General features: G+C 70.9%; 11 protein-coding genes and 3 tRNA genes. 5 read left to right on the forward strand and 9 right to left on the reverse strand.

What is annotated here, in order from left to right; all coding sequences use genetic code 11:
- The first annotated feature begins 44 nt into the window (after positions 1 to 44).
- The 3 genes from ON31_RS01620 (at position 45) to ON31_RS01630 (ending at position 1,948) form a co-directional block, all read left to right on the forward strand.
- On the forward strand, positions 45 to 458 hold the full coding sequence (locus tag ON31_RS01620) for a MarR family winged helix-turn-helix transcriptional regulator (RefSeq protein ID WP_081592153.1): 414 nt from the start codon (positions 45 to 47) through the stop codon (positions 456 to 458).
- Between the two features lie 115 nt (positions 459 to 573).
- Positions 574 to 661: transfer RNA gene (locus ON31_RS01625), tRNA-Ser, on the forward strand.
- 252 nt (positions 662 to 913) lie between these two features.
- A complete protein-coding gene (locus ON31_RS01630) occupies positions 914 to 1,948 on the forward strand; it encodes an alpha/beta hydrolase (protein ID WP_051036659.1) in 1,035 nt (344 codons plus the stop codon).
- A 9-nt stretch (positions 1,949 to 1,957) separates the two neighbouring features.
- Here the strand turns inward: ON31_RS01630 and ON31_RS01635 are convergent, their stop codons facing one another.
- The 4 genes from ON31_RS01635 to ON31_RS01650 form a co-directional block, all read right to left on the reverse strand.
- Complete coding sequence (locus ON31_RS01635; RefSeq protein WP_081592151.1) at positions 1,958 to 2,692, reverse strand: helix-turn-helix domain-containing protein; 735 nt, start codon at positions 2,690 to 2,692, stop codon at positions 1,958 to 1,960.
- Between the two features lie 245 nt (positions 2,693 to 2,937).
- A tRNA-Arg gene (locus ON31_RS01640) sits at positions 2,938 to 3,010 on the reverse strand.
- A gap of 36 nt (positions 3,011 to 3,046) precedes the next feature.
- A tRNA-Ser gene (locus ON31_RS01645) sits at positions 3,047 to 3,136 on the reverse strand.
- Between the two features lie 107 nt (positions 3,137 to 3,243).
- Positions 3,244 to 3,933, reverse strand: a complete 690-nt coding sequence (locus ON31_RS01650) for a dienelactone hydrolase family protein (protein ID WP_039808587.1) — start codon at positions 3,931 to 3,933, stop codon at positions 3,244 to 3,246.
- Positions 3,934 to 3,997: 64 nt separating this feature from the next.
- Here ON31_RS01650 and hisC point away from each other — a divergent pair, with 64 nt between their 5' ends.
- Positions 3,998 to 5,077, forward strand: a complete 1,080-nt coding sequence (gene hisC, locus ON31_RS01655) for a histidinol-phosphate transaminase (protein ID WP_039808589.1) — start codon at positions 3,998 to 4,000, stop codon at positions 5,075 to 5,077.
- A 71-nt stretch (positions 5,078 to 5,148) separates the two neighbouring features.
- On the opposite strand, the gene ON31_RS01660 is transcribed toward hisC, so the two are convergent.
- The 4 genes from ON31_RS01660 to ON31_RS01675 all read right to left on the reverse strand — a co-directional run bounded on the left by ON31_RS01660 (position 5,149) and on the right by ON31_RS01675 (position 8,798).
- Positions 5,149 to 5,877 (reverse strand): maleylpyruvate isomerase family mycothiol-dependent enzyme, encoded by a 729-nt coding sequence (locus tag ON31_RS01660; protein ID WP_039808591.1) that lies wholly within the window; start codon positions 5,875 to 5,877, stop codon positions 5,149 to 5,151.
- A gap of 1 nt (position 5,878) precedes the next feature.
- A complete protein-coding gene (locus tag ON31_RS01665) occupies positions 5,879 to 6,631 on the reverse strand; it encodes a DUF998 domain-containing protein (RefSeq protein WP_081592154.1) in 753 nt (250 codons plus the stop codon).
- Between the two features lie 473 nt (positions 6,632 to 7,104).
- Positions 7,105 to 7,539, reverse strand: a complete 435-nt coding sequence (locus tag ON31_RS01670; RefSeq protein ID WP_039808593.1) for a very short patch repair endonuclease — start codon at positions 7,537 to 7,539, stop codon at positions 7,105 to 7,107.
- Positions 7,540 to 7,655: 116 nt separating this feature from the next.
- Complete coding sequence (locus ON31_RS01675; RefSeq protein ID WP_039808610.1) at positions 7,656 to 8,798, reverse strand: DNA cytosine methyltransferase; 1,143 nt, start codon at positions 8,796 to 8,798, stop codon at positions 7,656 to 7,658.
- A gap of 396 nt (positions 8,799 to 9,194) precedes the next feature.
- On the opposite strand from ON31_RS01675, the gene ON31_RS01685 reads away from it, so the two are divergent.
- On the forward strand, positions 9,195 to 9,800 hold the full coding sequence (locus tag ON31_RS01685) for a putative glycolipid-binding domain-containing protein (RefSeq protein ID WP_255221942.1): 606 nt from the start codon (positions 9,195 to 9,197) through the stop codon (positions 9,798 to 9,800).
- Positions 9,801 to 9,802: 2 nt separating this feature from the next.
- On the opposite strand, the gene ON31_RS01690 is transcribed toward ON31_RS01685, so the two are convergent.
- Positions 9,803 to 10,118 (reverse strand): prephenate dehydrogenase dimerization domain-containing protein (locus tag ON31_RS01690; protein WP_039808596.1); only part of this gene is annotated, 316 nt, incomplete at its 5' end.

Below are 10,118 nucleotides of genomic sequence, written 5' to 3' on the forward strand. Positions count from 1 at the left end.
CGAGGTGGCTCACCCCGGCGCAGCAGCGTGCGTGGCGGGCCTATATGGAAGGCTCGCAGCGCCTCATGGCCGAACTCAACCGGCAGCTGCTGGCCGACAGCCGACTATCCCTGGCCGATTACCGCATCCTGGTGAAACTGTCCGAGGCGCCCGGCCGCGCCATGCGCATGAGCGACCTGGCCGACGGCGTGCTGTCTTCCCGCAGCCGTCTCACCCACCAGATCCGCCGCATGGAAGCCCAGCACATGGTGCGCCGCACCTCCGCCGAGGAGGACGGCCGCGGTGTCCGCGCCCACCTCACCGAGGAGGGCATGCGCCGCCTGCGCGCCGCCGCCCCCGGCCACGTCGACGCCGTCCACCGCGATTTCATCGACCTCCTCACCCCCCAGCAACTGGAAGCCGTAGCCGCCGCCTTCACCCTGATCGGCCGCGCCCTCGACCAACGCCCACCCCCGTAATCACCCAATCGGTCGGCGGCCGCCCGCCCAACGTCAGTCGACCGCCGCCTCCACACGGCCAGCCCGGAGCGCAGCGGAGGGCAATCAAACACAGCACTGCTAATATCGGTGCCCTGGAAGCGTGGCAGAGCGGCCGAATGCACTCGCCTTGAAAGCGAGCGTCGTGAGAGCGACCGGGGGTTCAAATCCCTCCGCTTCCGCCAAGTCCGAGCGGGTCGGAACCAGTTCCCGAAACCGGTGCCGACCGCCGGCCGGTCACCACAGCGGTCGACGGGCGACCGGTGAATCGGATCACCCCGGTGCCACCGACGAAAGCCCTTCGGCCGCTTCCGAACTCGTGCCCCGCGTAAGCCGCCGCACCCCAGTGTCCCGATCGGTCGGCTTGTGTGCGGTGTCACGACACGATCGCCGCGGCGTCACGCCTGCCCCACGATGCCTCTGGCACACTGGCGACCGTGCCCCGCCACCAGTGGTGTCGTCTCGTCGGCGCGATCGCCTGCGCCGCACTGATACTCGGTGCGGCGTCCCCGGTCGCCGCCCGCCCACCCGCGGATTCCGGTTCGGCGGAAGGCAATTCGGCCGTCCCGGAGGTTTCCGTCGCCGCCGCGCCCGCCGTCGAACGGGTGGAACCCATCGACGACCGCTTCCTCACGGTCTTCGTGCGCTCCCCGGCCATGGGCCGTGTCGTCTCCGTTCAGGTGCTGCTGCCCGCCGACCGCAGCCGACCCCGCCCCACCCTCTACATGCTCGACGGCCGCAGCGCCGCCGAGGACGTGAACAACTGGACCGCCCGGGGCGGCGCTCTCGAGTTCTTCGCCGACAAGCCGGTGAACGTGGTCTTCACCCTCGGCGGCGCGTCGAGTTACTACACCGACTGGAAGCGCCCCGACCCGAACCTCGGCGTGAACCGGTGGGAAACGTTCCTCACCCGCGAACTGCCGCCCCTGATCGACACCCACTTCGACGGCAACGGCCGCTACGCCGTCCAGGGCGTCTCCATGGGCGCGGAGGCCGCCATGATGCTGGCCGTGCGCCGCCCCGGCCACTTCTCCGCCATCGCCGCCCACAGCGGTTGCTACGCCGTCAGTTCCGACTACGGCCGCGCCCAGGCTCAGGCCGTCGTCACCACCGACGGCGGCGACACCGCCAACATGTTCGGTGATGAGGACGACCCCCAGTGGGCCGCCCACGACGTCCACGCCCACGCGGAAGCCCTGCGCGGCAGCAGCATCTACCTCTCCGCCGGTATCGGCCTGCCCGGCCTGCACGACCTCCCCGGCACCCCGGAATACCCGGACTCCATCCTCTTCGGCGGCCCCCTGGAGGCCGGCGCCTACGCCTGCACCCTCCAACTCATCGACCGCCTCAGCCAGATCGGCATCCCCATCACCGCCAACCTCCGCCCCACCGGCACCCACTCCTGGCCGTACTGGCGCGACGAATTGCCCCGCGCCTGGCCCACTCTCGCCGCGGGGCTCGGTATCGGCTGATCGCTGCGGTCAGAGCGTGTCGTCGCGTATCGGCACGAGCCGGTAGGTGACCCAGGAACTGAACGGGAAATGCGGTTTGTCGATCTTGACGCACAGCCTCCGGACCTCCCCGGTGGCGGGCGATACGACGGGCAACTCCGGCCGCGCCGCGACGGGGTCGGGTGGATCGGTGGTCCACATGCGTTCGAAGTCCGGATGTGCGCTACAGCGGTCGACGAGCTCGGTGACAGCGGTCTCCGGCACCGAGATCGGACCCATGACGCGCAGTCCGTAAGCGAAGCCGTGCGCCAGCCGCTCCCAGGTCGGCAGGATCTCGCTCGCCTGCGGTGCGGTGAACAGCCAGGTGAGCAGATTCGCTGTGGTCCCCATCCCCGGAAACGTCTCGGCCCACGCGGAATTGGCGCCGAGCACATCGCCCTCGGGCAGGGTGAGGTAGGCCGCCGGATACGGCAGATCCTCCAGGTCCGCGAGGGCGTCGGCATCGGGTCGGCTCGGTGACGGCCCCAGAATGCGGGTGAGCGTCCCCGGATACAGCGCGGCGATGATCCGCTCCCGATAGAGGTAGGCGATGGCGAGCGCGTCGAACAGCGCCCCCACGAACTCCAGACTCGGTACCAGCCGCCCCGCCTCGACCTTCTCGATCGAGGATTTCGACCACCCGGTCGTCGCCGCCAGCTGCGCCTGCGTCATCCCCAGCGCCTTCCGCCGGGTCCGCACGAACTCGGCCAACCGCCCTCTGGACATCGAACTTCCACTCTCCTGTAGGCCAACTCACAGCGTCCCCGACCCGAAGTCGCACCCGTACTGCGACTCCGGTGCGTTGACACCACCGCTACCGGAAACCAGGCTCTATCCGGAGCTCGATCGAGCCCGCGCACCGGGGGTCGGTGCCCTGGAGGGGAGCGCACCGACCCCCGTCCGAGCAACCCGAACCACCACCCGGAAACGCGAAAACCCCCACAGCCATTGGCAGCAGGGGTCTTTCACTGCGCGCCCGGAGAGACTCGAACTCCCAACCTTCTGATCCGTAGTCAGATGCTCTATCCGTTGAGCTACGGGCGCAGGACTATTCATTTGTGGCGCCCGGCGAACCGGGCTTGGCGGAGGCGAGAGGATTTGAACCTCCGGTCCCCGTGAAGGGACAACTCATTAGCAGTGAGTCCCATTCGGCCGCTCTGGCACGCCTCCTGGACGCCTTCTTGCGAGGCCGCCGGTCCTTTCGAACCGCCGGGGACAAAGGTTACACAGCAGCCGACCAAGACGCAAAACGGCTGGTCAGAGGAATGAAACCCGGGTCAGCGCAGGTGGCTGTCGAACCAGTCGAAGATTCGGGTCTGGGCGTCGATGACCGCGTCATCGTCGAAGGCGTCGCGATCGAAGCCGGGATGGTCGGGGCGGTGGTGTAGGCCGGGGTAGCTGACCACCAGGGTGGCGACGGCGGCGCGGGCGGCGGCGTCGCGCAGCTGTTCCACGTGGTGGGGCGGGGTGACGGGGTCGTCCTCGCTGTAGAGGCCGAGCCAGGGGGCCTTCAGTTTCGGTGCGGCGTGGACCAGGGCGTCGGCCTGCGGTGTCAGCGGGCTGTCGATGCCGGGGGCGGCGATGCTCACGGCCGCGCCGATGGGTCGGCTGGTCGCCACCAGCAGGGCCGCGGTTCCGGCGGAGTCGAAGCCGAGCACGCCGACACAGTCGCGGAAGACGCCGTGTCCGATCAGCCAGTCGAAGCAGGCGTCGAAGTCGGCGAACAGGTCGTCGCCGAAGACCTTGTCGGCCTGCGCGCCATTGGTGCGGTGGAACAGGTCCGGGGCCAGCACCGTCCAGCCGTCGTCGGCCAGGGACCGCATCATGTCCAGCAATGGATCGGTGAACTCACGTGATTCGTGCAGCACCACGATGCCGCCCCGGGCGTGACCATCCGGTTCGATCACGGTGACGGGGACCCTGGTGGTGTCGTGCACAGGGGCCAGATCTCGGTAAACGCCCGACATAAAGCCAGGGTAGTGAAGCTAGGTAAAGTTCCGGATAAATCCTGGGCCGACATAGGGTGGAGGCGTGAGCGCGCACATTCGTCCGGACCTCGACGCCATCCCCGCGTACGTCGCGGGCCGCAGCCTGCCCGGTGTGGTGAAACTGGCCAGCAACGAGACCACCTTCCCGCCGCTGCCGTCGGTGGCCAAGGCCATCGCCGAGGCCGCCGAACAGGTCAACCGGTACCCGGATATCACCGCCACCGAACTGCGCACCGCCATCGCCGAATTCCACGGCGTCGGCATCGAGAACGTCGCGGTCGGCTGCGGCAGTGTGGCGCTGTGCCAGGAGATCATCCAGATCACCTGCGGCGAGCACACCGACGAGGTGGTGTTCGCGTGGCGCTCCTTCGAGGCGTATCCGATCGTCACCCGCATCGCCGGGGCGCGCGCCGTCCAGGTGCCGCTGGACCACGACTACGCGCACGATCTCGACGCTCTCGCCGCCGCCGTCACCCCGAACACCCGGGCGGTGTTCGTGTGCAACCCCAACAACCCGACCGGGACCGCGCACGGCCGCGCCGCCATCGAACGCTTCCTCGACACCATCCCGGACACCGTGCTGGTGGTCCTGGACGAGGCGTACTACGAATACCTGCGCTTCCCGGCCGATCAGCATCCCGACGGCGTCGAACTCGGCCGCGCCCGCCCGAATGTGCTTGTGCTGCGCACCTTCTCGAAGGCGTACGGGCTCGCGGGCCTGCGCGTCGGCTATGCCGTGGGCGATCCGGCCGTGGTCACCGCGCTCATGAAGGTGCGGGTTCCGTTCAGCGTCAACCGGCTCGCCCAGGCCGCCGCCATCGCCTCACTGGACGCCCGCCACGAACTCCTGGAGCGCACCGACGCCGTGATCGCCGAACGCGAGCGCATGCGCACGGCCCTGGAAGCGGCGGGCTACCGGGTGGCCGACAGCCACGCCAACTTCCTCTGGCTCCCCCTCGGCGACCGCAGCGCCGAATTCGGTGAGGCCAGCGCCGCGGCGGGCGTCCTGGTCCGCCCCTACGGCACCGACGGCGTCCGCGTCACCGCCGGTGACCCGCACGAGAACGACCAGTTCCTCGCCTTCGCCGCCCACGCCGACACTGTCGCCCGCTTCCTGACCTGACGCCGCCGCGGTGAAGTATCACGAGTGCTGAGCGGTTGTCCCGCACCTGATGCGGTGCGGGACAACGGCGTTCACTTCCAGGCGGTGAGGGCGGGCAGGTCGCCGTTCAGGTCCGACCCGTCCGACCGGCCGATCAGCCAGGTGGCGAGAGCCGTTGCCGTGCCGGTGATCTCGGTGACTGCGGCGGAGCCGACGGTGGCGGTGTAGCCGGTATCGGTCGCGGTGACGGTGAAACCGGGCGCGTCGGGGGCGGCGGTGCGGGCGCGGTCGGCGAGTGCCTCGGTGAGCAGGCGGGTGGTGAACGGGGTGGGCCAGTCGGCGGGGGAGTAGGCCACCGCCAGATCCACATGGTGGATCTCCACCTCGAGCAGGCGCATCCACACGATGCGGGTGGCCGGGATCTCCGTGCCCTGGCGGTTGCGGACGGAGGTGGCCCAGCGGTCCTCGGGCAGCACTCGGGCCAGGTCCAGCCAGCGGTCGGAGGCGGCCCGCAGATCGTCGAGCTGTTCGCGCAGCGGACGCGGCGCACCGGCCTCGATATCGGCGTCGCGCAGGTACGCGCTGGCGTACTGCGGGGTCTCTATGCCGGTCCGGGCCCACAGCAGCAGGTTGACCAAACTGTCCGCATTGCGGGACAGGTGGGACAGCACATGGCCGCGGGTCCAGCCGGGCAGGAGCGAGGGTTCCACCAGATCGGCGTCGCGCAGGTCGGCGACGGTGGTGAGCAGGCGCTCGGTCGCGGTGGCGACAGTGTCGAGCTGCGTGGGGATCGCGGTGAATTCCGGTGCGTCGCTGGTCACATCACCCGACCATACCCACGGGCGGGGTGGCGCGCCGGTTCGCCGCCGCGACCTGCGCGCCCAGCGCCAGCAGCCACAGCGACATCGCCCCGACCTGCACGCGCTGCGCGATCCCGAGCCCGTGATCGCCGGGCAGATTGTCCGCGATCAGCAGCCACGCCGTGGCCGCCGAGCCGATCACCAGAATCCACAGCCCCGCATGCCGCACGATCGGCCACTGTCGATACCGGAACGCCGCCACCGTGAACGCCAGCATGGCGACGAAGATCGAGAACACCGCCAACGTGCTGGTCAGCGCGTGGACCTGATGCAACTGCGGAAACAGCGGACTCTCCCCGGCGGGCACCTCGGCCGCCGGATCCAATGGCGCCTGCGCATCGGCGATGGTGGCCGCCCCGAAACACCCCAGGGCGACCCAGCCGACGGTGGTGTACCCGCGCCGCGGGAACAACAGCAGCCCGCCGCCCGCGGCGACCACCAGCATGGCCCCGGTCAGTGTGTCCGCCGTGGTGAAGACGCCGCGAAACGGCGCGCCGCGCTCGGCGAGCTGGCTGAGAAACGAGGTGAACGGATCGATCCCCACCGGCAACACGAACTCCAGCACCCACGCCGAATAGCTGCACCCCGCCAACCCGATGACCACCGCGAGCCCCCAACGCAGCACCCGCCGGAGACGCGATTCCGACGGTTGCCCGCCCGCACTCTCGGCCACGTCGCCCACGTTCTCGCCCCGATCATTCTCGGGAGGCGTCATCGCCACTCGCTTTCGCCGCCGCACCGCCCTTCGTCACGCGAACCGCCCCGCACGGACGGCCCGGCACATCACGCACCCCAGACCGCCCAGGCGGTTTCCCCATTCTCGCCCATCCAGCCGCCCTCGCCGCCGCGCCGCGCGGGCTCACCGCATCCCACCTGCAAGCGCCACCCGCTCCGGCGTGGGCACAACTCGCTTGTTCGCACCCGGGCATACGTCGGCCTGCCCGCCGAACCGGCCGCGACCTCCGATGCAGGAGCGGCGCGCTCGTGCCGGTACGGGTCGCGTCTCCCGCGCACCCTCCCTTGCTGCCCGCCGCCCGCGGTCGGCTCGGTCCGGTGCACTTGCGCCGCGACACTCCGCCCCGTCGCCTCCCAGCGGTGTGCACGTGTTCCAGCGACCCGCGTACCGGAATCGGTGCGAGCCGGCTAGCCCGCGTACCGGGAGCGCCCCGACCCACGCGAGCGCATTCCTCACCCCGTGCGCCCCAACGCCTTCCACACCAGATCCGCCGCGCTCTCGGCCCGCTCGTGCTCCCACACCCGAACGACCGTCCACCCCGCCTCCCGCAACCGCGCGTCGGTATCGCGGTCGCGCGCCACATTGCCCGCCAGCTTCTCGGCCCACCACTCGGCATTGTTCTTGGGAAATGTGGCGTGCTCGGGACAGCTGTGCCAGAAGCAGCCGTCCACGTACACCGCCACCTTGCGGCGGGGGAACACGATGTCGGCCCGCCGCCGCAGCCCCCGCATCGGAGCCCGGTCCACGAAGAACCGCGCCCCCCGCCGATGCAGTTCTCGCCGCAGCGCGATCTCCGGCGCGGTCCCGGCCCGCCGCTGCCGCGCCATCCGCGCACTCGTCGCCGCATCCGTCCGCGGCCGTCCCGTCGCCCGCGCTCCCTCGCTCATCCCACCTCCCGGCTCGACCCCATCCTCCCGCCCGGAGCGCACCGCCCACCACTCGGCGACGGGGAACTGGTGGCGGCATCGCCCAGGAGGGCTCCGCCACCAATTCCCCCTCGGCGCTACGCCGCCTCGCTGGGGCGGCCGCCCATGCGGTCGAGGTGGTTTTCGACGTCGTCGATGAAGCCGGGTGGGAAGCGGAGGGAGCCCATGCGGGTGCGGCGGAGGAAGCCGGCGGTGGCGCGGGCGGACAGCAGGCTGGAGTCGTCGAGGAACCAGCGCAGGTCCTCGTAGGGTGCGTGCACCGGCCAGGTGGAGACCGGGACGCGGTGCACGGTGCCCGCATGGCCCCAGGCGGCGGTGGGCCAGCGCTGGCCGGGCAGCAGGGGTGCGCCGGGGATGGCGTCGGCGGCGGGGGCGGACAGGCAGGCACCCACCCAGGAGGCCATGCGCACCGCCACGGCATTGCCGACGAGTTTCCAGCGGTGGCCCTTGCGGACGGTGGGCACCGACAGCGCGGGGGCGGTCCAGTCGCGGTCGAAACCCTGGAGGCGTTCGGCGTCGGTGATGCCCGGGGTGACGATCTCCCCGGAGGGCAGCCGCACCGCGGGCGGGCTCGCGATGCCCAGCGCGGAACCGCCCTTCAAGGTCGGCACGGCGTTGACGGCCCAGCCCAGCCCGCGGGTGCCCTCGGTCCAGTAGAAGCCGCACGGATCGTGATCGGCGGAGCCGACCACCCGCTCACCGGCGTCGGTCCCGAACAGCACCGGCCGGGGATCCTCGGTGCGCGAGGCCAGCATGAGCACCCGCTCGCGCCGCTGCGGCAGTCCGAACGCCCGCGCGTCCACCACCCGGTACGCCCACAGGTAGCCGAGTTCCTCCAGTGCGGTGGTGATGTGCCGCATGGCCGCCCCGCCGCCCAGTTGCAGCATGAACGGCACATTCTCGATGAGCAGCCAGCGCGGTCCGCGTTTGCGCCGCACCAGCCGGAACACCTCGTCCACCAAACCCGAACGGGAGCCGGTGATTCCGGCGGTGCGCCCGGCCTGCGACAGATCCTGGCACGGGAATCCGGCGGCCACCAGTTCGGTCCCGGCGGGCAGCGCGCGCAGCCGGGTGACATCGGAATGCACGGGCACATCCGGGAAGTGCGCGCTCAGCACCGCCTGCGCGCCCTGGTCGATCTCGCACAGCAGTTCACTGCGCCAACCGTGCGCGGCGAGCCCGAGTTCCAGTCCGCCGATACCGGCGAACAGGCCCACCATCCGCACCACAGCTGTCCTTTCACCCGAGTCCCGACATTTGCCGTCAGAACGTTACTCGAGTCGCGGCGAACCGGCGGTGATCTACACCGCGCCCGTGACCGGCACGGCCGCCGCGCTCGACAACACGCCGCCGGAATCCCACCACCCCACACGGCCTGTCGCGCATGTCGCGCGGGGAACGGCTGTCCGGGTGGGCCGCCGCCCAGCGAGTAGCCGAGCAGGCGATGCGGGTCGCGGCGGTACCGCGCGCGCCACCGGCGGCTCCCGCCGAGTTGGGCCGGCTGCTGCCGAGCGCCGTGGCCGCGCACCGCGGTGCATCCGGACATGCGGTGCGGAACTCGCTGAACGCTGCCGTGTGTTCGCCGGGCGAGCGGGGCGTGGACGTACGGTAGATGCGTGACGACGGACAGCAACGGCGAGGAAATCCGGGCCGGGGCCGCCCGGTGGCCCACGATCCTCACCTGGCGGGCGCACAACGGGTCCCGGATGGAGTCGGTGCGGGTGGTGCTGAACGGCAACCGGATTCGCGCGGCGGGCCGCATCATCGCCGGTGCGACCGAGGAGAGCGAGGCGTTCAGCGCGTCCTACGACCTCGTCACCGACGAGAACGGGGTGACCAAGCGCCTGTCCCTGCGCAGCACGGTCGCGGCGGGGGAGCGGCACGCCTCCATCGCCCGCGACGAGGAGAACTACTGGCTCATCGACGCGGGCGCCACGCACGTGCGCTCCACCTTCGGCGGCGCGCTCGATGTCGACATGGTGCTGAGCCCGTTCTTCAATACGCTGCCGATTCGCCGCCACGGCCTGGCGCACACCTCCGAGGACATCCAGGTCCCGGTGGTCTACGTGCGGCTGCCGGACCTGCTGGTGCAGGAGGCCAGTCTCACCTACAGCTCCGGCCCGGACGGCATCCACGTGCTGTCCCCGGTCTCCAGCGCCACGGTCACCGTCGACGCCGACGGCTTCCTGCTCGACTACCCGGGGCTGGCCGAGCGCATCTAGGGCTACTCCAGGGCTTCGATGACGCCGCCGCGGCGTCCGGCCTCGGCCAGCTTCGCCAGCCAGTCGTGGTCGCCGGGCCGAATGCCCTCGATCGCCCACCGCCGGAAGGTGTCGTAGTCGTTGCGCGCGTCGTGTCCGGCCTCGGTGAGCTGGGCCAGGGAATCGGTGTCGCGCAGGCTGTCCCGGGCGGCGGTGAGCACCCGCAGGGTGTCGTCGAGCACCTCGAGCAGCGCGTCGGCATTGGGTTCGCAGATGGCGCGGACCAGGGCGGGCGCGGTGGCGGCCACCCGGGTGCCGTCGCGGAAGGACCCGGCGGCC

This window comes from Nocardia otitidiscaviarum NBRC 14405, assembly GCF_000308635.1.
GTDB classification, from domain to species: Bacteria; Actinomycetota; Actinomycetes; order Mycobacteriales; family Mycobacteriaceae; genus Nocardia; species Nocardia otitidiscaviarum.

Coding starts and splice junctions, on each gene's coding strand:
- ON31_RS01620 (WP_081592153.1), top strand. CDS start 45: ATGGAAGGCTCGCAGCGCCTCATGGCCGAACTCAACCGGCAGCTGCTG.
- ON31_RS01635 (WP_081592151.1), bottom strand. CDS start 2,692: ATGTCCAGAGGGCGGTTGGCCGAGTTCGTGCGGACCCGGCGGAAGGCG.
- ON31_RS01650 (WP_039808587.1), bottom strand. CDS start 3,933: ATGTCGGGCGTTTACCGAGATCTGGCCCCTGTGCACGACACCACCAGG.
- ON31_RS01665 (WP_081592154.1), bottom strand. CDS start 6,631: ATGACGCCTCCCGAGAATGATCGGGGCGAGAACGTGGGCGACGTGGCC.
- ON31_RS01670 (WP_039808593.1), bottom strand. CDS start 7,539: ATGAGCGAGGGAGCGCGGGCGACGGGACGGCCGCGGACGGATGCGGCG.
- ON31_RS01675 (WP_039808610.1), bottom strand. CDS start 8,798: ATGGTGGGCCTGTTCGCCGGTATCGGCGGACTGGAACTCGGGCTCGCC.